Source organism: Flavobacterium cheongpyeongense (genome assembly GCF_003202435.1).
Classification (GTDB): Bacteria; Bacteroidota; Bacteroidia; order Flavobacteriales; family Flavobacteriaceae; genus Flavobacterium; species Flavobacterium cheongpyeongense.
Map to the genome: position 1 here is coordinate 114,386 of NZ_QJHK01000004.1, position 21,052 is coordinate 135,437.

A 21,052-nucleotide genomic window follows, 5' to 3' on the forward strand; every position below is an offset into this window, starting at 1 on the left:
TTTTAAACCTGAAAACTGAAACTTTAAACTTCTAAACAAAAAATTATGTCATTATTAATATACGCAGAATCTGCAGAAGGAAAATTTAAAAAAGTGGCTTTTGAATTAGCTTCATACGCTAAAAAAGTGGCTGAAACTTTAGGAACAACTGTTACTGCTGTAACCGTAAACATCAGTGATGTGAGCGAATTAGCAAAGTACGGAGTTGATAAAATCTTAAAAGTAAACAACGATAAATTAGCAGGCTTTACAGCTAAGGCTTACGCCGATGTCATTAAACAAGCCGCTCAAAAAGAAGGTGCCAAAGTAGTATTGCTTTCTTCAACGACAGACAGTATTTATCTTTCATCATTAGTAGCAGTTGCTTTAGAAGCTGGGTTTGCTTCAAATGTAGTTGGATTACCGGTTAGCACTTCTCCTTTTCAGGTAAAAAGAAATGCTTTTTCAAACAAAGCTTTTAATATTACAGAAATTAATACAGCTATAAAAGTTCTTGGCCTTGCTAAAAACTCGTACGGAATTTTCGAAAATGCCGGATCGGCAACCGAAGAAGATTTTAATCCAACAATTGATGAGAATGACTTTGGCGTAAAAGTAGCATCTGTAGAAAAAGGTAGCGGAAAAGTTTCTATCGCTGATGCAGATATTGTAGTTTCCGGAGGCAGAGGTTTAAAGGGGCCAGAAAACTGGGGATTAATTGAGAATTTAGCTTCCGTTTTAGGTGCTGCAACTGCATGTTCAAAACCCGTATCAGATCTAGGCTGGAGGCCTCATAGTGAACACGTGGGACAAACAGGAAAACCGGTTGCAACAAACTTATATATTGCAATAGGTATTTCAGGAGCTATCCAGCATATTGCAGGTATCAACTCATCAAAAGTAAAGGTCGTCATTAATAGTGACCCCGAAGCTCCTTTTTTTAAGGTCGCAGATTATGGAATTGTTGGAGATGCGTTTGATATTGTACCTCAGTTAACAGAGAAATTAAAAGCTTTCAAAGCACAGCATTCTTAATTTAAAATCTATTCAAAATATAGCTGCCTAAAAACAAGATAATTGTATCTTTGTTTTTAGGTAGCTTTTTTGTTCCATATTTTTTGATTAAAATTGCACCTTTATTTTCGAATCAAAAAAACATTAAAATATGGGGTTAAAACCCAGTTTTACAAACATATATGAGTCTAGTAAAATTATCCATTAAGGGAATATCATACAGTCAAACTCAAAATGGCGCTTATGCCTTAATTTTGAATGAAGTAGATGGCGAAAGAAAACTACCTATTGTTATCGGTGCTTTTGAAGCCCAATCGATTGCAATTGCTTTAGAAAAAGAGATTAAACCTCCACGCCCATTAACACACGATTTATTCAAAAACTTCGCCGAAAGATTTGATATTGTTGTAAAGCAAGTAATCATTCACAAGCTTGTCGATGGTGTATTTTATTCAAGTCTAATTTGCGAAAGAGATAAAATAGAAGAAATTATAGATGCAAGGACATCTGACGCAATTGCCTTAGCATTACGTTTCAGTGCTCCTATTTTTACTTATAAAAACATTTTAGATAAAGCCGGAATTTATTTAAAATCTAATACCGCTGAAACTGATGCGGGATCACAGGAAATCGACGATGTACTTTCTAATCCGGAAACCTTTGGACACGAAGAAGAAACAAACCAGTCCGGGGATGTATATGCCAAACATAGTTTACAAGAGTTAAACGAACTTTTAGATCAGGCAGTTTCTCAGGAAGATTATGAAAAAGCAGCTAAAATCAGAGACGAAATCTCTAGAAGATAAATTTAATGGTTAATCGTTAAACCGTTTATTCGTTAAATAGACTAAACAAATCCACGATTAAGCAATTAAACGATTAAACAAATTATGAAACAATACTTAGATTTAGTACAGCATGTTTTAGAAAACGGCAATCAAAAAGGAGACCGAACGGGTACCGGAACAAAAAGCGTTTTCGGTTACCAGATGCGTTTTGATTTAAGTGAAGGTTTTCCAATGGTTACAACCAAAAAACTACATTTAAAATCCATCATCTACGAATTGCTTTGGTTTTTAAAAGGCGATACCAACATCAAATATCTTCAGGAAAATGGAGTGAAAATCTGGGATGCCTGGGCAGATTCTAATGGTGATTTAGGCCCTGTTTACGGACACCAGTGGCGCAATTGGAATAATGAAGAAATTGATCAGATTTCGGAATTAATTACAGAATTAAAAACAAATCCGAATAGCCGAAGAATGCTCGTTTCTGCCTGGAATCCTTCGGTTTTGCCTGATACAAAAAAAACATTTGAAGAAAACGTAGCCAACAATAAGGCAGCCTTACCTCCATGCCATGCTTTTTTTCAATTTTATGTTTCGAGCCCTGATTCTGAAAAAGGGGAAACAAAAGGAAAGCTTTCTTGTCAGTTATACCAGCGAAGTGCTGATATTTTTTTAGGAGTTCCTTTCAATATTGCATCATACGCTTTATTAACTATGATGATCGCACAAGTTTGCGATTTAGAATATGGTGAATTCATCCACACTTTTGGTGATGCACACATTTACAACAATCATTTTGAGCAATTGGAACTGCAATTGACACGAAAACCTAAACCATTACCAAAAATGATTTTAAATCCTGAGATTAAAAACATTTTCGATTTTGACTATGATGACTTTACACTGCTGAATTACGAACCTCATGCCGGGATAAAAGGAAGTGTTGCTGTATAAAAATATAAAAAATCCGCTTTGATTAGCGGATTTTTTATACAACTAAAACACTATTTTCACTTCCTGCAAAATCATTCCATTTGTAAGAATCTGCTTCCGGATCATTAACATAAAGTCCATCAACTACATACTTAAACTCGTAAATAGCATCTTTTACTAAATCGTAAGTAGCTTTAAAAGTTCCATTTTTTAGTTTATTTAAGGTTCCTTCTTCTATGTTCCAGTTATTAAAATCTCCAACTACAGCGACAGAATTAGCATCTTTCGCTTCAATTGCAAATGTTACTTTACAAACTGGTTTCGTTTTTACAAATTGCTTTTTTAAAGACATAACTGTTTCGTTTTTAGATTTATATCTCAAAGTTCGCAAATTCATTTGAGTAAACAATACGTTACAACATGATTTGTGATTATGACAATTAGAGACGTTATTTTTACAACATCCTTAATTTAAAGTCTTTAAATTCATTAATTCGGATTTACAGCCCATTTTAAAACAAATATTATTTATTCTAAATAGTGAATTTTGGAAATAAATTATAACTTTATAATCTTATTTTGAATCAATTATGAAAAAAGAAGTACATGAACAATATGAGTACGCACGTAAAAGAATCAGACAAAAAAAAACATTGTATTTTCATTTTGTGCTTTTTTCGTTAGGAAGTTTATTTTTATTTGTTGCTAATAGATTTTTTGGTTTTAGTATTGGAACAGAACAAAATTGGTGCGTCTGGATCATTACCGTATGGTTTTTTATCTTTATTTTGCACTTCATAAAAATTTACATTACCGATAGGTTTATGAATAAAAAATGGGAAAGAGAGCAGATTGACCGATTGATTGCTCTTCAGCAAAAGAGAATCAGTCAATTAGAATCTTCAATGAATGACCATCCTGAAAATAAAATTTAGTTTTAGTACACTATGCTTATAATGATAGCGGCTGTTGCCGAAAACAATGCCTTGGGAAAAAAAAATAAATTAGTCTGGCATCTCCCAAATGACTTTAAAAGATTCAAATCTCTTACTTCCAATCACCACATTATAATGGGGAGAAAAACTTTCGAAAGTTTTCCAAAACCACTACCTAACAGAACACATATTGTAATATCCCGACAGGAAAATTATAACCCTGGAGGCTGTATAGTTGTTGACAGTATCGAAAAAGCCATTGCAATATGTCCCGAAAACGAAGATTCGTACATTATAGGAGGGGGCGAAATTTACACTTTAGGATTACAGTATGCAGATATAATTGAGATAACCCGGGTACACCACACTTTTGAAGCTGATGCCTTTTTTCCTGAAATTAACGAAAAGGAATGGCAATTGGTAGAATCTGAAGCAAATTTTAGAGACGAAACCCATCTTTATGATTATACCTACGAAACATACATTAAAAAATAAAAAAACATCCTCAATTGCTTGAGGATGTTTTTATTTAAATCAATGAATAGAGCAATGACCTACTCCAGAAACAGTATTTGATAACATAAAATAAAAATTACAAATATTAAAAATATCCCTGAAAGGAATATAATAACATTTGATATTTTTTGAGAGTACATCTCAAAAAAACCCTTAATACCAAATACCACGAAGGTACTAAAGGCAAAGAAAATTAAAATTTCCAAAAACAAATTTAATCCTAAGAACGTATTTTGCGCTTTAAATATAATACTGCTCTCAAAAACAGTACTTTCAAAACAGCTTACAAGAACAAACGAAATGCCAAGCGCAACGAGCACCCATTTGATTTGGGTCATTGTATCTCTATTAATCATTGAAAAAATATTAACATTTTTACAGTTGCTAAATTCACCAATAAATACTTCATCTACAATACCCACTTTTAGTGATTTTACAAAAAAATATTTTCAATGTTTAAAAAAGATTTTTCTATCCTGATTAAGAAACACAATTGCAGTTAAATACTTTATGTTATATTTGCGTAAATAAAAAAAATGTCTGAAAAAATAACTCCGTACAAAAATTCAACATTGGGCAAAAAAGAACAAGTTGCACAAATGTTTGACACTATATCAGGAAACTACGATAATTTAAATCGTGTAATTTCGTTTGGAATAGATATAAAATGGCGTAAAAAAGTTTTAAAAATAGTTTCTGGTTCAAGACCAAAAACCATACTTGACATTGCTACCGGAACCGGGGATCTGGCTATTTTAATGGCCCAAAGTAATGCAGAAAAAATTATTGGTTTAGACATTTCTGCCGGAATGCTTGAAGTAGGGATAAAAAAAATAGAAGAAAAAAAACTTTCAAACAGAATTGAATTAATATTAGGCGATTCTGAAAACATGCCTTTTGAAGATAATTATTTTGACGCCATCACAGTTGGATTTGGAGTCAGAAACTTTGAGAACTTAGAAAAAGGTTTTGCTGAAATTTTAAGAGTCTTAAAACCCAACGGGGTATTTGTAATTCTCGAAACTTCAGTTCCGGATAAAACCCCCTATAAACAAGGATATCGTTTTTATAGTAAAAATATACTTCCAATTATCGGAAAATTATTTTCTAAAGACAATTCAGCTTATGGGTATTTATCAGAATCTGCCGCCGCTTTTCCTTATGGAGAAGCCCTGAACAATATTTTGAGAAAAATTGGGTTTATAGATGTTGTGGCAATGCCGCAAACTTTTGGAGTTGCAACCCTATATTCTGCTTCTAAAAAATAGTATGAAAAAAACTGTAGCCTTAATTTTATTAGTATTATCAACACAAGGATATTCTCAATTTGCTAAGAGCATTTTTAGCAAAGATCCTATTATTAATCTGGAAAACTGGCAAAAACAGCGGCTATACTTTGGGTATTATCTGGGTTTTAACAGCTTTGATTTTAAATTTGACTATAAAGAAGTCGTTGATCAGGATATTCAGGTAAAAAAAACTACCGGATTTAATGTTGGAGTAGTAGCTGATTTAAGGCTGTATGAATATATCAATTTACGTTTTGAACCAGGTTTATACTACACAAAACGAGATTTACATTTTTCAGGAATAGGAGATTCAGAAAACGATTATTTAAGAGAGGTAAACAGTACTTATATTCATTTTCCATTACTATTGAAATTTTCGGCTTTGCGTACGGGAAACATACGTCCTTATTTAACAGGGGGACTTTCTACCACCTTGAATTTATCCAGTAATTCAAAATCTAAGGATGACAATTTTGAAGGTACATTTAGAGCTAAATCATGGAGTTCCGCTTATGAAATTGGTTTTGGTATCGATATTTTCTCTGAATACTTTATTTTTTCGCCATCTATCAGGGGCATGTTTGGAATAACCGATGAATTAATTCGGGATAATCCAGGACAACCTAGTCCATGGACAGACAATATAGACTCTATGAAATCGAGAGCAATTTTAATAAATTTTACTTTTCATTAAAACAAAAACTTAACTATTACGTTTAAACTCACTAAGAACAATAGCAGTGGCGGTTGCTACATTTAAGCTTTCGGTTTTTTGTAGCGAACCAAATCGGGGAATTGTGAGTCGGCTTGTTACTATTTTTTCAATCTCTGCTGAAATACCATTGGCTTCATTACCCATAATAATGATTCCGTTTTGCGGCAATACAGATTGATAAATGTTCGCACCATTCATAAAGGTCCCAAATACAGGCAATTTTGTGTTTGTTATAAAAGATTTCAAATCAACATAATTTACATTTACTCTTGCAATAGATCCCATTGTAGCCTGAACTACTTTTGGGTTGTAAATATCGACAGTTTCTTTTGAGCAAATAATTTGCTGAATACCAAACCAATCGCATAGCCTTAAAATAGTTCCTAAATTTCCCGGATCCCGTATATCATCCAAAGCTAAAATTAAGCCTGAGCCAATTACGGAATTTTCGACAGGGATTTTAAATACAGCTAAACATGTATTTGGAGTTGACAAAGCACTTATTTTTTTAAGTTCTTGTTCTGTTATAGCCATACGTTTTGAAAATTCAACCTTTTCAAAATCATTTTGCGTAGTGAACAAATATTCTAATTCAAAATTGGACTGCAACAATTCCTGAATTACTTTTATTCCTTCGGCAAAAAATAATTGATTAGCAAAACGTTGCTTTTTTTGATGTAAACCTGTTATAAGTTTTATTTGGTTTTTACTAATCATAAAATATAATGTACTTTTGAATTAAATATTTAAAAACACTTGAAAAAGATTTTTACAAAAATAACAGCATTTATTCTAATAGCAATACTTATTTGCGCTTGTAATGCTGTGAAAAGAATTCCAGGCGGAAAAAACTTACTTACAAAAAATGATATTATTGTAAACGGAAAATCCACTAATGATGAGACGGCTTCAAATCAGATGTATCAAAAGCCAAACAGTAATTTATTAGGTTATAAGCTGCGTTTGAATTTATATAATCTGGCAAAATTAAATCCTGATTCCAGCTATCAGGCAAAATTTAAAAACAACCCGGGCAAATATGAGCGCCAATCTAAAATATTATCTGCAAAACAGGTAGATCGTCTCGGACAATCTTTTCTTTACAAAGGCATCCATGAATTCTTAAAAAAAACCGGTGAACCTCCTGTAATTATTGACACTTCAAAAACTAAAAAAACTTTGCTTCGTTTGAAATCCTATTATTTTAATAATGGATATTTTAATGTAACAACAAATTATGATATTGATTCTGTTGGTTATAAAAGAGCCAAAATCAACTACAACATTACAACTGGTCCGATGTACACATTAGATTCTATTAGGCGAAGCATAAGCACTCCGGCATTGGATTCTTTATACATAAAAAACACTGAACCCTCTTTTTTAAAATCTGGAAATCAATTTAAAACAAGTGATTTCGAAGAAGAAAAAAATCGTGTTACTACCTATTTTAGAAATCACGGAGCTTATTATTTTCAGCCAACGTATGTTACTTTTGATGTTGATACAATTGGTAAAAAAAACAAAGCCGATATAAATTTAATTATTAAAGATAACAGCATACAAGAAAAGGATTCCAGCAGGACAGAACCTTTTAAATTGTACAAAATCAGCGACGTTAATATTTATACTGATTATTCTCCCGCACGTGCAAAAAGCCAAATTAAGGACAGCACTACCTACAACAACTTTAATTTGTACAGTTATGACAAGTTAAAATACAAACCCCGGGCAATTACAGATGCTATTTTCATCACAAAAGGAAGTACTTATGCAGATTTCAGAACCACTCTTTCGTCACGTTACCTAAACAACCTTAAAATTTTCAATTATCCATCGATACAATATGAAGTTGACAGACGGGATTCAACTGCCCAATCCTTAATTGCAAAAGTTTATTTAACCCCGAGAAAAAAATACAGTTTTGGAGCTACTTTAGATTTAACCCATTCCAATATCCAGGATTTTGGAATTGGAGCCAGTGTTTCCGAAACGATTCGGAATGTATTTAACAGGGCAGAAACTCTGGAAATTTCTGCACGTGCAAACATAGGTTCTTCAAAAGATATGGCCAATCCTAATAATAATTTCTTTAATGTTTCAGAATATGGGGTTGACATGAAACTTAATTTTCCAAGAATTTTAATGCCTTTTGGTACCGAGAAAATTATTCCGAAAAGCATGATTCCATCTACAGCAATAGCAGCTGGTTTTTCAAAACAAAGAAATATCGGTCTGGATAAGGAAAATTTCACTGGTGGTTTATCCTATCTTTGGTCTCCAAAAAGATACAACTCTGCAAAATTAGAATTACTGAACGCCCAATATGTTCGTAACCTAAACCCTGATAATTATTTTAAGGTCTATACTTCTTCTTATGATGAGTTGAATGGTATTGCAAGAGATTACAATATCACCCCTGAAAACTGGGGAGATACACCCGAAGAACAAAATCGAAAAAACCTAACCATACCTAAAGGGACAACAGGTTTCACAAATGATGTCATCAATAACAAAACAACATTGACAGCATCAGATCCAGAATACAAAAACATTGAAAGTATCGAAGAAAGAAGAGTACGTTTGACTGAGAATGATTTTATTTTAGCCACCAGTTACACGTTTACAAAAACAACAAAAAAGGATTTAGCAGATAATACTTTTTATCAGTTTAAAGCCAAAATAGAGTCCGCAGGAACTTTATTATCGGCTATTTCAAGTGTTGCAAATCTGCCTAAAAACTCAACTGGCAATTATGAAATCTTTAATCTGGAATATTCAGAATATCTAAAAACAGAATTTGACTACATCAAGCACTGGGATTTTGGAAAAGAAAAAGTACTGGCCGTGAGAAGCTTTTTTGGTATCGCAATTCCTTTTGGGAATTCAGATTATATTCCGTTTTCACGAAGTTATTATTCCGGCGGATCAAATGATAATCGTGCCTGGCAGCCTTATGCGTTAGGTCCCGGAAGCACAAATGCAGTAAATGATTTTAATGAAGCCAATATGAAACTTGCCCTTAGCGGTGAATTTAGGTTCAGAATTTTCGGAGATGTTAAAGGTGCTATTTTTGCTGACGCCGGAAATATCTGGAATGTCCTCGATAATGTAACTGATGAAAAGGCAAAATTCTCCGGCTTAAACGATTTCGAAGAAATAGCTTTAGGATCCGGATTTGGTTTACGGTACGATTTAAGCTTTTTTGTTATCCGTTTAGATTTAGGCTTTAAGACTTACAATCCGGCGCATGACAAGGGAGACAGATGGTTTAAAGAATACAATTTTGGACACTCGGTTTTAAATTTTGGGATAAATTATCCGTTCTAATGCTAATTAATTCTTATTTTTGCAACCTAAAAACCTAAAAACAACTAAAAAAAATTACAATGGCACACAATATCAAACCAGGAGTAGCTACAGGAGATCAGGTACAGGAAATCTTTAATTATGCAAAAGAAAAAGGTTTTGCACTTCCTGCAGTAAACGTAACAGGATCAAGCACAATTAACGGAGTTCTTGAAACTGCTGCAAAACTTAACGCTCCGGTTATCATTCAGTTTTCAAACGGAGGAGCACAATTCAACGCTGGAAAAGGATTATCCAATGCAGGTGAAAAAGCAGCTATTGCAGGAGGTATCGCAGGAGCAAAACACATCCATACTTTAGCAGAAGCTTACGGTGCAACTGTTATTTTACATACTGACCACTGTGCAAAAAAATTATTACCTTGGATTGATGGTTTGTTAGATGCATCTGAAAAACATTTTGCAGAAACAGGAAAACCATTATTCAGTTCTCACATGATCGATTTGTCTGAGGAGCCAATCGAAGAAAATATTGAGATCTGTAAAGAGTATTTGGCAAGAATGAGCAAAATGGGAATGACATTAGAAATCGAGCTTGGTATTACAGGTGGTGAAGAAGATGGTGTTGACAACTCTGATGTTGACAGTTCAAAATTATACACACAGCCAGAAGAAGTAGCTTATGCTTACGAAGAATTATCTAAAGTAAGCCCTAAATTTACAATTGCAGCTGCTTTTGGTAACGTTCACGGAGTTTACAAGCCAGGAAACGTAAAATTGACTCCAAAAATATTAAAAAATTCTCAGGATTTCGTACAAAACAAATTCAACACTGGTCATAATCCGGTAGATTTCGTTTTCCACGGAGGTTCAGGTTCTACACTTGAAGAAATCAGAGAAGGAATTAGCTACGGAGTTATCAAAATGAACATCGATACCGATTTACAATTTGCATATACCGAAGGAATTCGTGATTATATGGTTAAAAACATTGACTATTTAAAATCACAAATTGGTAACCCTGAAGGTGCTGATGCCCCTAACAAAAAATATTATGACCCAAGAAGATGGGTTCGTGAAAGCGAAGTAACATTCAACGCAAGACTTGAGCAAGCTTTTGCAGATTTGAATAACGTAAATACATTATAAAAAGTGATCACAGTATACCGTTTTAAGTTTTCAGCTCAAAAATGCTGAAAATTTAAAACGGTTTATTAAAAACTGAACACTGAAGTTGATTACTGAACACTGAATACTATAAAGATGGCTTGGTTTAAAAGACAGGAAAAAGGGATTACGACTGCTACAGAAGACAAGATGGACGTTCCGAAAGGATTGTGGTACAAATCTCCAACCGGAAAAATTATTGATGCTGACGAATTAGCTAGAAACTTATTCGTGAGCCCTGAAGATGATTTTCATGTTAGAATTGGAAGCGCGACCTATTTTGAAATTTTATTTGACAACAACGAATTTGTTGAGTTAGATAAAAACATGACTTCTAAAGATCCTTTGCATTTTGTGGATACAAAAAAATATGCAGAGCGTTTGAAAGATGTAATGGAAAAAACACATCTTAAAGACGCTGTACGCACAGGAGTTGGAAAATCAAAAGGAAAAGAACTTGTAATCTGCTGTATGGATTTCGCTTTCATCGGCGGATCTATGGGAGCTGTTGTAGGTGAAAAAATCGCAAGAGGTATTGACCATGCGATCAAAAACAAACTTCCTTTTGTAATGATTTCTAAATCTGGCGGTGCACGTATGATGGAAGCAGCATATTCATTAATGCAATTGGCGAAAACATCCGTAAAATTAGCTCAACTTGCAGAAGCTGGCTTGCCTTACATTTCTTTATGTACTGATCCAACTACAGGAGGAACTACTGCGTCTTACGCTATGTTAGGAGACATCAATATCTCTGAGCCAGGTGCTTTGATTGGTTTTGCCGGTCCGCGTGTAGTTCGTGATACTACCGGAAAAGATTTACCAGAAGGTTTTCAAACTGCTGAATTCCTTTTAGAACATGGTTTCCTTGATTTTATTACACCAAGAAAAGATTTAAAAGACAAAATCAACTTATATATTGATTTGATTCAGAATAATAATATTAGATAGTTTAAAAACTGTCTGAAACATATAAAATCTCATCCGCTTAATTGCAGGTGAGATTTTTTTATATCTTTATTTTAAATCTTAGCGTATGAACAGACTATTTATTGTTTTTATAATTTGTTTGCTTCTCTTGAATTGTACAAAAAAAGAAAGCCCGAAAAAAAACATACCGTACATAATTTCTCAAAATAACAAAAAAAGAATTAGTGGCAAAGACACAATTCCTCCTCATCCACCTATTCCCGGATGGCTGTTTTACGGAACAAACACTTTTATTATTGATAAGAACTCGAGAGTTTATTATTTTCAAAGAAATGAAATTGGTCATATTTGTAGAAATTGGGGAAAAAACGATACAATCCCATATTTTATAGATCTACAACCGAAAGATTTGATTGAAATCCCCACTAAGACATTATACGATTTTATAAAATTAAATTATAAAGACAATTTTAGAAACATCACATTTATTGCATCAAAATTAGACACTTTAAATTCTAAAACTTATTTTGACTTAGTTGATGCAATTCAATTATTTGAAAAGGAAGGCGATAGTTACTTTATCCGAAGAACAACGCAAGAAGAAGATACCGTTTTAAAGCACAAGAAAAACAATTTATATTATAATTCAAAAAATATCAAATGGAATAACGAAAGGATTACTTTTCCTTTCGTAAAACCAATTTTAAATCATAAATAAAAAACTTAGAACATCAAAAACCTACATCCCTGTTCGAATAGCTTCAACCGGATCAAGATTCGCTGCTGAAATCGCAGGCAATATTCCTGAAATTAGTCCGATAAGGGCTGCTAAAGTTGTTCCTAAAACAATATTTCCAAAACTTAGAACAAATTCAAAATCCAGTGCTTTTGTTAAAATAAGTGCAATTCCCCAAACCATCAGCAATCCAATTATTCCTCCAATTACAGAAAGAATGATGGCTTCAAATAAAAACTGAAATAAAATAAATCTGTTTTTTGCTCCCAACGATTTCTGAATTCCAATTAAATTGGTTCTTTCTTTTACAGAAACGAACATAATATTAGCGATTCCAAAACCTCCCACTAAAAGAGAAAACCCACTGATAATCCAGCCTACAACATTCATCTGACCTAAAATCCCATCAATAAAATCGGTAAATCCGGAAAGTACGTTGATAAAAAAATTATCCATCTCCCCAGCTTTCATTCCGCGAATTGCTCTTAATTTTTGTGCGACTTCGGCTTTGTAGGCATCCATATCAACACCTTTTACTGGTTTTAAAACAATTACAGGTGTCATTGCATCATTATCTCCATACATTCGACGCAGGAAATTAGCCGGAAAATAAACCGATGTATCATTACTATCTCCAAAAAATCCTGCTCCTTGTTTGGTCATGACTCCAATAACCGTAAAACGCTGTCCGTACAAACGAATATTTTTCCCTACAGGATCACTTTCACCAAAAAGTCCATTAGCAATATCATAACCTAAAACAATTACAGGAGTTCCGGAATTTGATTCGGATTCATTATAAAATCTTCCTTTGTCAAAACTCAATCCGTCAATATCAACCATTTCAAAAGAAGACGGAATCATATTTACATCAGCAACAGTTTTCGAATCGTATTTTAAACTTTCACGATTTACAAATAATTGATAACCCACCTGTTCTGTATTGTTTAGGGAGTTTTTAAGAGCAACATATTCATCATATTTTACATTTGGAAACTGTTCTCTTTTCCATTGTGGAATTTCTGATGGTCCAAAATTAAATTTCATTAAATAAATTGTATTTTTATCTAAGCTGCTCAAATCTTTAGAAATTTTTCGATCCAGAGAATCAACAGCAGCAAGGACGGCAATGATCGAAAAAATACCAATGGTAACACCTAACAACGATAATAAAGTTCGCAATTTATTATTTCGTAAAGCGTTAATGGCAAAGCTCAGACTTTCTTTTAATAACCTAAGATAAAGTAGCATATTCTCGTTTTTTTCGATAAAGTAAAATTCAATAATTTTAAATCAAAAACCTAATAAAAGGTAACTAACTCATCAGTAGTTTTTTTTAATATAATGTTACAAGAATTCCTTTAAATATATTATCAAAAAAAACTACTTTTGCAGTCTGAAAATTATAACTACAAAATGAGCACAACTAAAACAATACAATCAGCATTAATATCTGTTTTTTCTAAAGATGGATTAGAACCAATCGTTAGAAAATTACACGAACAAAACGTTACACTTTATTCAACTGGAGGAACAGAAGATTTTATTAAAAACCTTGGAATTCCGGTAGTTCCCGTTGAAGATATTACTTCATTTCCTGAAATTCTTGGCGGAAGGGTAAAAACCTTACACCCGAAAATTTTTGGCGGAATTCTGAACCGTCAGGACAATGAAAGTGACGCTCTGCAAATGAAAGAATTTGACATTCCTCAGATTGATTTAGTGATTGTTGATTTGTATCCTTTTGAAAAAACAGTTGCTTCAGGTGCAAGTGAACAAGATATTATTGAAAAAATTGATATCGGCGGAATTTCATTAATCCGTGCCGGTGCAAAAAACTTTAAAGATACTGTAATTGTAGCTTCAGTAAATGAATACAGCTTACTTTTGGATTTAATTACAGAACAAAACGGGGCAACGACTCTTGAAAACAGAAGGTTATTTGCTACAAAAGCGTTCCACGTTTCTTCTCACTATGATGGTGCCATTTTTAATTATTTTAATACTGATGAAACCATCTACAAAGAAAGTATTGCAGATGGTCAGATCTTGAGATATGGTGAAAACCCTCATCAAAAAGGTTTCTTTTTTGGAAATTTTGAAGCTATGTTCAAAAAAGTTCACGGAAAAGAATTGTCATACAATAATTTATTAGATGTTGATGCAGCAGTAAATTTAATTGCTGAGTTTAAGGCTGACGGACCTACATTTGCTATTTTAAAACATAATAATGCTTGTGGTTTAGCTTCAAGAAAAACAATTAGCGAAGCTTATTTAGCTGCCTTAGCCTGTGATCCAACATCTGCTTTTGGTGGTGTTTTAATTGCAAACACTAAAATTGATTTAGCCACAGCACAGGAAATTAACAAATTATTCTGTGAAGTAGTTATTGCTCCGGGTTATGATGAGGAAGCAATTGCAGTTTTACAAGAAAAGAAAAACAGAATCATATTAATCCAAAATGATGTTGAATTACCTTCAAGACAAGTCAGAACATGTCTTAACGGATTGTTAATTCAGGACAGAAATAATATTACAGATACTAAAGAGCATTTAAAAACCGTTACACTTACAGAGCCTACTGCTCAGGAAATAGAAGATTTAATCTTTGCTTCAAAAATTTGTAAAAACACAAAATCGAACACGATTGTTTTTGCAAAAAACGGGACATTAATTTCGTCAGGGACAGGTCAAACCTCAAGAGTTGATGCTTTGATTCAGGCCGTGGATAAGGCAAAAGCTTTTGGATTTGATTTAACCGGGGCTTCTATGGCAAGCGATGCATTTTTCCCTTTTCCGGATTGTGTAGAATTAGCCAAAAAAGCAGGAATAACAGCAGTGATTCAGCCTGGAGGTTCGATAAAAGACGAATTAAGCATAAATTATTGCAACGAGAATAATCTTGCGATGGTATTTACAGGAACACGTCATTTTAAACATTAATTTGTTTAACTTTGTTCGATAAATTATTCATAACATTTTAAACCCCTAACAAACTTATGGGATTTTTTGATTTCATGACCGAGGATATTGCGATAGACCTTGGTACCGCAAACACTTTAATCATTCATAATGATAAAGTTGTTATTGATAGCCCATCTATCGTGGCACGCGATAGGGTTTCCGGCAAAATCATTGCTGTTGGTAAAGAAGCCAACATGATGCAAGGTAAAACGCATGAAAACATCAAAACCATAAGGCCTTTGAAGGATGGTGTAATTGCCGATTTTGATGCTTCGGAAAAAATGATCAATATGTTCATTAAAAGCATTCCTGCATTAAAGAAAAGAATGTTTACTCCTGCTTTAAGAATGGTCGTTTGTATTCCGTCTGGAATTACAGAGGTAGAAATGCGTGCCGTAAAAGAATCTTGTGAGCGGGTAAACGGTAAAGAAGTTTATTTGATTCATGAGCCAATGGCTGCTGCAATTGGTATTGGCATCGATATTATGCAGCCAAAAGGAAACATGATTGTTGATATTGGTAGTGGTACAACAGAAATTGCCGTTATCGCTTTAGGCGGAATTGTATGTGACAAATCTGTAAAAATTGCGGGTGATGTTTTTACAAACGATATCATTTATTATATGCGTACACAACATAATCTTTTTGTTGGAGAAAGTACTGCTGAAAAAATAAAAATCCAGATTGGAGCTGCCATCGAAGATTTAGACGGTCCTCCAGAAGACATGTCAGTTCAGGGTAGAGATTTACTTACCGGTAAACCAAAACAAGTAGATGTTTCCTACCGTGAAATTGCCAAAGCACTAGATAAGTCGATTCAACGTATTGAAGATGCCGTAATGGAAACTTTATCTCAGACTCCCCCTGAATTAGCTGCCGATATTTACAATACAGGTATTTATTTAGCTGGAGGCGGATCGATGTTAAGAGGTCTCGACAAACGTATTTCACAAAAAACAGATTTACCGGTTTACATCGCCGAAGATCCATTAAGAGCAGTTGTCCGCGGAACCGGAATGGCACTTAAAAACATAGTAAAATTCAAAAGTATCTTAATCAAATAAGATAAAGTAATGATAAATATATTTTGTTAGAGTCAAATTGAATCATTTGGCTCTAATAAAAATTCACCCCAAAAGCATATCCTGAAACAAAATAACCGAACAAGAAATGCAGCAAATTTTTAATTTCATTATAAGAAACAGTAATCGATTGCTGTTTTTGCTGCTTTTAGGCATTTCGTTGGCACTCACAATCCAATCTCACTCTTTTCACAGAAGCAGAATGATCAGCTCTGCTAACTTTATTAGCGGCGGCGTTTATGAAAAAATAAACACCGTAAATGAGTATTTGAATTTGAGAACTGAAAATGACGAACTGGTACTTGAAAACGCAAGATTAAAAAGCCTTTTATTTAATATAGAAGATACCACAAAAGCACCAATGATTGATAGCATTAAGGGTGTTAAACCGGCTGATATTATTGTTTCCAAAGTAATTCACAATTCATACAGTACACACGAAAACTATATCACGTTGAATTCCGGAACCAAGGAAGGTGTTAAACAAGATATGGGTGTAATAAATAGTTTAGGCATTATTGGTATTGTAGACAACACTTCTCCTAATTATTCTACTGTGATTAGTATTTTGAATATGAAATCTCAAATTAATGCTAAAATAAAAAAATCAAATCATTTTGGTTCACTTACATGGGATGGAAAAAGTACTGGGTTTGTACAATTAACTGATGTACCAAGACTGGCTTCGGTTAGAAAAGGAGACACTATCGTTACAGGTGGACAATCTGTAATTTTTCCAGAAGGAATTAATATCGGAACAATTCAAAATATTTACACAGACAAAAAAACTACTTTCTATACTATCAATGTTAAGTTATTTAATGACATGACCAATTTAGGACATGTTTATATTATCAAAAGTAAGGGGAGAGAAGAACTTATTAATTTAGAAAACAAAAACAAGGAAAAAGATGAATAGCGCATTGTTAGTCAATATTTTTCGATTCATTATGTTGCTGGCAATTCAGATTGTTATTTTTAATAATATGAATTTCTTAGGATACATAAGTCCTTTCCCGTATATCTTATATATTATTTTATATCCTGTAAACAGCAATCGTTCCGGTTTAATAATTTCCAGTTTTTTACTGGGTCTTACAATGGATATGTTTTGTAATTCAGGAGGTATTCATGCAGCAGCGTGTGTTATTTTGTCCTATTACAGACCTTATATTTTTAAGTTTTCATTCGGATTAAGCTACGAATATCAAACTATAAAACTAAATGAATCTCTAACACCTGAGCGTTTTTCGTTCATTTTCGTTTCCGTTTTATTACATCACATCGTCTTGTTTATTCTGGAAGCTTTTCAATTTAAATTCATTTGGGATATTTTACTCCGAACTTTATTTAGTTCGATTTTCACCATACTCCTTTCTATAATAATCATATATCTTATTAAGCCAAATAAACGATGAGAAAAGTCCTGCTGCCCACTTTAATTATTATTGCAGCATCTTTGCTAGTAATCAGGATATTTTATTTGCAGGTTATTGATGATTCTTTTAAATTAAAATCAGAAAATAATGCCATAAAAATAAAATACGATTACCCGGAACGCGGATATATTTACGACAGATACGGAAAACTGCTTGTCGCAAATCAGTCATCTTATGATATTATGGTAATCCCCAGGGATATTAAGGATAATCTTAATATTACTGAATTCTGTGAACTTTTAAATATTACAAAAGAAGATTACGAAAAAAGAATAGCTAAGGCCAAAGTTTACAGCCCGAGACTGCCATCTGTTTTTTTATCACAATTAAACAAGAACGAATTTGCCGCTTTTCAGGAAAAAATACGAAAATATGAAGGCTTCTATTTTCAAAAACGTTCCCTGCGTGACTACGAAGTAGATTATGGTGCAAACATCTTTGGATTCATAACACAGGTTAACGAAAAACAGATTGCCAAAAATCCTTATTACAATAGTGGTGATTTAATTGGAAAACAAGGTGTTGAAGAAAGTTATGAAGAAATACTGAGAGGTATAAAAGGAGTAAAATACATCCAAAAAGATAAATACAATCGAGAAATTGGTTCCTATAAGAATGGAAAATACGATACCATTGCTGTACAAGGAGAAGATATTAATTTGACTATTGATGCTGAACTTCAAAAATACGGTGAAGAATTAATGATCAACAAAAGAGGTGGTATAGTTGCTCTTGAACCTAGTTCTGGTGAAATTTTAGCACTTGTAACCGCACCCTCATACGATCCTGGAATCTTAGTAGGAAGACAACGTTCTAAAAACTACACGCTGTTATATCATGATTCCATAGCAAAGCCATTGTACGACAGAGGACTGCTTGCTGAATATCCTCCAGGTTCGCCTTTTAAAATCTTAACAGGTTTGGTAGCGCTACAAGAAGGCGTTATAGATGAAAATACTTCTGTAACTTGTCATCACGGATTTAGTTATGCAAGAGGTCGTTTTATGAGATGCCACTGTAGTGGAGGTCAATTGCAATTACACAGAGGTATCTATCAATCATGTAACTCCTATTTTGCAACAGCTTACATGAAGACCATTAATAAATACACTAAACCTGCTGCTGCCGTAGATGTTTGGAGTAATCATCTTAAAAGTTTTGGGTTAGGTCAGTTTATGGGTTATGATTTACCAACTGGTAAAAGAGGAAAAATCCCAACGTCTAAAACCTACAAAAGAATGTACCCTAATGGTGGCTGGAGGAGTACAGCTATTGTTTCGAATGCTATTGGTCAGGGAGAAGTTGTTATGACACCAATTCAGCTGGCAAATATGATGGCAACAATTGCTAATCAGGGATATTATTATACACCTCATATCATAAAAAAAATTGAGGGCAAAAAAATCGATTCAAAATTTACAACAAAACATACAACAACCATTGATAAGAAATATTTTTCACCTATTATAAGCGGTTTATTTGACGTTTACAATATGGGAACAGCAAGCAGGCTAAAAGTTGAAGGAATTGATATCTGCGGAAAAACGGGTACAGCTGAAAATTTTGCTAAAATTGACGGTAAAAGAATACAACTTAAAGATCACTCTATTTTTGTGGCTTTTGCACCTAAAGATAACCCCAAAATAGCCATTGCCATTATGATTGAAAATGGAGGATTTGGAGCAACAGTAGCCGGACCTATTGCCAGTTTAATGATTGAAAAGTATCTAAAAAGAAAAATTTCAAGAACCGATTTAGAAGTCAGGGTTTTAAACAAAAGTCTTCAGAGTGAATATGCAAAATTAGGTGGTCTTTCTGAAGTTATTAAGAAAGAACTAAAAATAAAAGACTCTATTGCTAATGCTGCAAAACTGGAACTAAAAAGAAAAGATTCTATTGCAAAAAGCAAAAGAATAATTGTAAAAACAAAAGCAGATTCCATCAAACCAAATTAATAAGAGATTCATTTTAAATGAAAAATCAAAGCGTAAAAAATAATATTGACTGGATAAGTGTTATTATCTACTGTGTTCTCGTTATTCTGGGTTGGTTAAATATATATTCCTCTTCTTTGTCATCTACAGAGGGAACTTATGAAAAACAGTTTATTTTTATATGCTGTACAATACCTTTAATTTTCGTTGTATTATTTGTTGATGGAAAGTTCTATGAAAAATATGCCAGCATCATCTTTGGAGTTTCCTTATTATCATTGGCCGGACTGTTTCTTTTTGGAAAAACAATTGCAGGACAGAGATGCTGGTATGCCATTGGTAGTTTTACACTTCAGCCTTCAGAATTTGCGAAAGCCGCCACTGCGTTAGCATTAGCAAAATATCTAAGTGACACACAAATTAATCTAAAGGAAATTAACCGCCAAATTCAGGCACTTGCAATAATATTACTCCCTGTAATTTTGATTTTACCACAACCAGATCCCGGAAGTGCCTTAATTTACAGTATTTTTATTATCGTTTTATATCGGGAAGGCTTGCCATCCTGGTATGTCTGGACAGGTTTTATCACTATACTTTTATTTGTATTAACACTCATTTTAGAACCTTATGTTGTTATTTTACTTGCATTGGCTGTACTGATTATCATCTATTTTAAAGGAAGGGTTGTTGATCGAAACATTCTATTAAGCACTATTCTTTTGTCCATTATTTCAGCTTTTGTCTTTTCTGTAAATTATGTTTTTGAGCATGTATTTAAACAACATCACAGAGACCGTTTCAATATATTATTAGGAAAATCGGTAGATATGAAGGGTATCGGGTATAATACCAATCAATCTGAGATTGCTATAGGATCCGGAGGATGGCTCGGAAAAGGCTTTTTAGAAGGAACACAGACAAAAGGTGGTTTTGTGCCGGAGCAACACACTGATTATATATTTACGACTGTAGGAGAAGAATGGGGATTTGCAGGCTCCTTTATTGTTATCGCTTTATTTGCCGGTTTACTTTTAAGAATCATTTATTTAGCCGAAAGACAAAAAACAAAATTCAGCAGGGTTTACGGGTATTGTGTTGCCGGAATTTTATTTATTCACTTTTTTGTAAATATAGCCATGGTAATCGGCATTTTCCCAACCATTGGAGTTCCATTGCCTTTCTTTTCATACGGAGGCTCCGGACTGTGGGGATTTACGATTTTGCTTTTTATATTCTTAAAAATGGATGCCAATAAAGTCAATGAATGGTAATAATTGACAACAACTTCAAAATAAAAAAATCCGAAGCTTTAAACTTCGG

General features: G+C 33.4%; 20 protein-coding genes. 17 read left to right on the forward strand and 3 right to left on the reverse strand.

Annotation, left to right across the window (positions count from 1 at the left end):
* Positions 1 to 45 precede the first annotated feature (45 nt).
* From DMB65_RS06200 to DMB65_RS06210, 3 genes are all read left to right on the forward strand, one after another.
* Complete coding sequence (locus tag DMB65_RS06200) at positions 46 to 1,014, forward strand: electron transfer flavoprotein subunit alpha/FixB family protein (RefSeq protein WP_110305789.1); 969 nt, start codon at positions 46 to 48, stop codon at positions 1,012 to 1,014.
* Positions 1,015 to 1,175: 161 nt separating this feature from the next.
* The gene (locus DMB65_RS06205) at positions 1,176 to 1,799 is read left to right on the forward strand and encodes a bifunctional nuclease family protein (RefSeq protein WP_110305790.1); all 624 of its coding nucleotides are present in this window, start codon (positions 1,176 to 1,178) and stop codon (positions 1,797 to 1,799) included.
* 84 nt (positions 1,800 to 1,883) lie between these two features.
* Positions 1,884 to 2,735, forward strand: coding sequence for a thymidylate synthase (locus tag DMB65_RS06210; protein ID WP_110305791.1), 852 nt, complete (start codon positions 1,884 to 1,886; stop codon positions 2,733 to 2,735).
* A 34-nt stretch (positions 2,736 to 2,769) separates the two neighbouring features.
* On the opposite strand, the gene DMB65_RS06215 is transcribed toward DMB65_RS06210, so the two are convergent.
* Positions 2,770 to 3,066: an isoamylase early set domain-containing protein gene (locus tag DMB65_RS06215; protein ID WP_110305792.1), complete on the reverse strand. Its 297-nt coding sequence runs from the start codon at positions 3,064 to 3,066 to the stop codon at positions 2,770 to 2,772.
* A 238-nt stretch (positions 3,067 to 3,304) separates the two neighbouring features.
* On the opposite strand from DMB65_RS06215, the gene DMB65_RS06220 reads away from it, so the two are divergent.
* The 4 genes from DMB65_RS06220 (at position 3,305) to porT (ending at position 6,148) form a co-directional block, all read left to right on the forward strand.
* On the forward strand, positions 3,305 to 3,649 hold the full coding sequence (locus DMB65_RS06220) for a 2TM domain-containing protein (protein ID WP_110305793.1): 345 nt from the start codon (positions 3,305 to 3,307) through the stop codon (positions 3,647 to 3,649).
* 12 nt (positions 3,650 to 3,661) lie between these two features.
* Positions 3,662 to 4,144: a dihydrofolate reductase gene (locus DMB65_RS06225; protein ID WP_110305794.1), complete on the forward strand. Its 483-nt coding sequence runs from the start codon at positions 3,662 to 3,664 to the stop codon at positions 4,142 to 4,144.
* 557 nt (positions 4,145 to 4,701) lie between these two features.
* The gene (gene ubiE, locus DMB65_RS06235) at positions 4,702 to 5,433 is read left to right on the forward strand and encodes a bifunctional demethylmenaquinone methyltransferase/2-methoxy-6-polyprenyl-1,4-benzoquinol methylase UbiE (protein ID WP_110305795.1); all 732 of its coding nucleotides are present in this window, start codon (positions 4,702 to 4,704) and stop codon (positions 5,431 to 5,433) included.
* 1 nt (position 5,434) lies between these two features.
* Positions 5,435 to 6,148 (forward strand): type IX secretion/gliding motility protein PorT/SprT, encoded by a 714-nt coding sequence (gene porT, locus DMB65_RS06240; protein WP_110305796.1) that lies wholly within the window; start codon positions 5,435 to 5,437, stop codon positions 6,146 to 6,148.
* A 9-nt stretch (positions 6,149 to 6,157) separates the two neighbouring features.
* On the opposite strand, the gene DMB65_RS06245 is transcribed toward porT, so the two are convergent.
* Positions 6,158 to 6,886 carry a TrmH family RNA methyltransferase gene (locus DMB65_RS06245; RefSeq protein WP_110305797.1) on the reverse strand — a complete coding sequence of 243 codons (729 nt, stop codon included), beginning with the start codon at positions 6,884 to 6,886 and terminating at the stop codon, positions 6,158 to 6,160.
* A gap of 39 nt (positions 6,887 to 6,925) precedes the next feature.
* Between DMB65_RS06245 and tamL the strand changes: the two genes are divergently transcribed.
* The 4 genes from tamL (at position 6,926) to DMB65_RS06265 (ending at position 12,292) form a co-directional block, all read left to right on the forward strand.
* Positions 6,926 to 9,499 (forward strand): translocation and assembly module lipoprotein TamL, encoded by a 2,574-nt coding sequence (gene tamL / locus DMB65_RS06250; protein WP_110305798.1) that lies wholly within the window; start codon positions 6,926 to 6,928, stop codon positions 9,497 to 9,499.
* A 59-nt stretch (positions 9,500 to 9,558) separates the two neighbouring features.
* Positions 9,559 to 10,626: a class II fructose-bisphosphate aldolase gene (gene fbaA, locus DMB65_RS06255; protein WP_110305799.1), complete on the forward strand. Its 1,068-nt coding sequence runs from the start codon at positions 9,559 to 9,561 to the stop codon at positions 10,624 to 10,626.
* A 114-nt stretch (positions 10,627 to 10,740) separates the two neighbouring features.
* Positions 10,741 to 11,595, forward strand: a complete 855-nt coding sequence (gene accD / locus DMB65_RS06260; RefSeq protein ID WP_110305800.1) for an acetyl-CoA carboxylase, carboxyltransferase subunit beta — start codon at positions 10,741 to 10,743, stop codon at positions 11,593 to 11,595.
* An 85-nt stretch (positions 11,596 to 11,680) separates the two neighbouring features.
* Entirely contained in the window at positions 11,681 to 12,292 is a 612-nt protein-coding gene (locus DMB65_RS06265) for a hypothetical protein (protein ID WP_110305801.1), read from the forward strand.
* Between the two features lie 21 nt (positions 12,293 to 12,313).
* Here the strand turns inward: DMB65_RS06265 and DMB65_RS06270 are convergent, their stop codons facing one another.
* Positions 12,314 to 13,561, reverse strand: coding sequence for an ABC transporter permease (locus DMB65_RS06270; RefSeq protein ID WP_110305802.1), 1,248 nt, complete (start codon positions 13,559 to 13,561; stop codon positions 12,314 to 12,316).
* 165 nt (positions 13,562 to 13,726) lie between these two features.
* Between DMB65_RS06270 and purH the strand changes: the two genes are divergently transcribed.
* From purH to rodA, 6 genes are all read left to right on the forward strand, one after another.
* A complete protein-coding gene (gene purH, locus DMB65_RS06275; RefSeq protein ID WP_110305803.1) occupies positions 13,727 to 15,253 on the forward strand; it encodes a bifunctional phosphoribosylaminoimidazolecarboxamide formyltransferase/IMP cyclohydrolase in 1,527 nt (508 codons plus the stop codon).
* Between the two features lie 56 nt (positions 15,254 to 15,309).
* The gene (locus DMB65_RS06280; RefSeq protein ID WP_110305804.1) at positions 15,310 to 16,338 is read left to right on the forward strand and encodes a rod shape-determining protein; all 1,029 of its coding nucleotides are present in this window, start codon (positions 15,310 to 15,312) and stop codon (positions 16,336 to 16,338) included.
* Positions 16,339 to 16,444: 106 nt separating this feature from the next.
* Complete coding sequence (gene mreC, locus DMB65_RS06285) at positions 16,445 to 17,275, forward strand: rod shape-determining protein MreC (protein WP_110305805.1); 831 nt, start codon at positions 16,445 to 16,447, stop codon at positions 17,273 to 17,275.
* Complete coding sequence (locus DMB65_RS06290; RefSeq protein ID WP_110305806.1) at positions 17,268 to 17,774, forward strand: rod shape-determining protein MreD; 507 nt, start codon at positions 17,268 to 17,270, stop codon at positions 17,772 to 17,774. Before mreC ends, DMB65_RS06290 begins: the two co-directional genes overlap by 8 nt.
* The gene (gene mrdA / locus DMB65_RS06295) at positions 17,771 to 19,750 is read left to right on the forward strand and encodes a penicillin-binding protein 2 (RefSeq protein ID WP_110305807.1); all 1,980 of its coding nucleotides are present in this window, start codon (positions 17,771 to 17,773) and stop codon (positions 19,748 to 19,750) included. The genes DMB65_RS06290 and mrdA overlap by 4 nt, the downstream gene beginning before the upstream one ends.
* 17 nt (positions 19,751 to 19,767) lie before the next feature.
* Positions 19,768 to 21,003 (forward strand): rod shape-determining protein RodA, encoded by a 1,236-nt coding sequence (gene rodA, locus DMB65_RS06300; protein WP_110305808.1) that lies wholly within the window; start codon positions 19,768 to 19,770, stop codon positions 21,001 to 21,003.
* Positions 21,004 to 21,052: the final 49 nt, after the last annotated feature.

Excerpts from the sequence above, each read along its gene's own strand:
- mrdA (WP_110305807.1), top strand. The coding sequence starts at position 17,771 with ATGAGAAAAGTCCTGCTGCCCACTTTAATTATTATTGCAGCATCTTTG.
- mreC (WP_110305805.1), top strand. The coding sequence starts at position 16,445 with ATGCAGCAAATTTTTAATTTCATTATAAGAAACAGTAATCGATTGCTG.
- DMB65_RS06200 (WP_110305789.1), top strand. The coding sequence starts at position 46 with ATGTCATTATTAATATACGCAGAATCTGCAGAAGGAAAATTTAAAAAA.
- fbaA (WP_110305799.1), top strand. The coding sequence starts at position 9,559 with ATGGCACACAATATCAAACCAGGAGTAGCTACAGGAGATCAGGTACAG.
- DMB65_RS06290 (WP_110305806.1), top strand. The coding sequence starts at position 17,268 with ATGAATAGCGCATTGTTAGTCAATATTTTTCGATTCATTATGTTGCTG.
- DMB65_RS06215 (WP_110305792.1), bottom strand. The coding sequence starts at position 3,066 with ATGTCTTTAAAAAAGCAATTTGTAAAAACGAAACCAGTTTGTAAAGTA.
- rodA (WP_110305808.1), top strand. The coding sequence starts at position 19,768 with ATGAAAAATCAAAGCGTAAAAAATAATATTGACTGGATAAGTGTTATT.
- porT (WP_110305796.1), top strand. The coding sequence starts at position 5,435 with ATGAAAAAAACTGTAGCCTTAATTTTATTAGTATTATCAACACAAGGA.
- DMB65_RS06245 (WP_110305797.1), bottom strand. The coding sequence starts at position 6,886 with ATGATTAGTAAAAACCAAATAAAACTTATAACAGGTTTACATCAAAAA.
- DMB65_RS06265 (WP_110305801.1), top strand. The coding sequence starts at position 11,681 with ATGAACAGACTATTTATTGTTTTTATAATTTGTTTGCTTCTCTTGAAT.
- DMB65_RS06270 (WP_110305802.1), bottom strand. The coding sequence starts at position 13,561 with ATGCTACTTTATCTTAGGTTATTAAAAGAAAGTCTGAGCTTTGCCATT.
- DMB65_RS06205 (WP_110305790.1), top strand. The coding sequence starts at position 1,176 with ATGAGTCTAGTAAAATTATCCATTAAGGGAATATCATACAGTCAAACT.
- accD (WP_110305800.1), top strand. The coding sequence starts at position 10,741 with ATGGCTTGGTTTAAAAGACAGGAAAAAGGGATTACGACTGCTACAGAA.
- DMB65_RS06210 (WP_110305791.1), top strand. The coding sequence starts at position 1,884 with ATGAAACAATACTTAGATTTAGTACAGCATGTTTTAGAAAACGGCAAT.
- DMB65_RS06280 (WP_110305804.1), top strand. The coding sequence starts at position 15,310 with ATGGGATTTTTTGATTTCATGACCGAGGATATTGCGATAGACCTTGGT.
- ubiE (WP_110305795.1), top strand. The coding sequence starts at position 4,702 with ATGTCTGAAAAAATAACTCCGTACAAAAATTCAACATTGGGCAAAAAA.
- DMB65_RS06225 (WP_110305794.1), top strand. The coding sequence starts at position 3,662 with ATGCTTATAATGATAGCGGCTGTTGCCGAAAACAATGCCTTGGGAAAA.
- DMB65_RS06220 (WP_110305793.1), top strand. The coding sequence starts at position 3,305 with ATGAAAAAAGAAGTACATGAACAATATGAGTACGCACGTAAAAGAATC.
- purH (WP_110305803.1), top strand. The coding sequence starts at position 13,727 with ATGAGCACAACTAAAACAATACAATCAGCATTAATATCTGTTTTTTCT.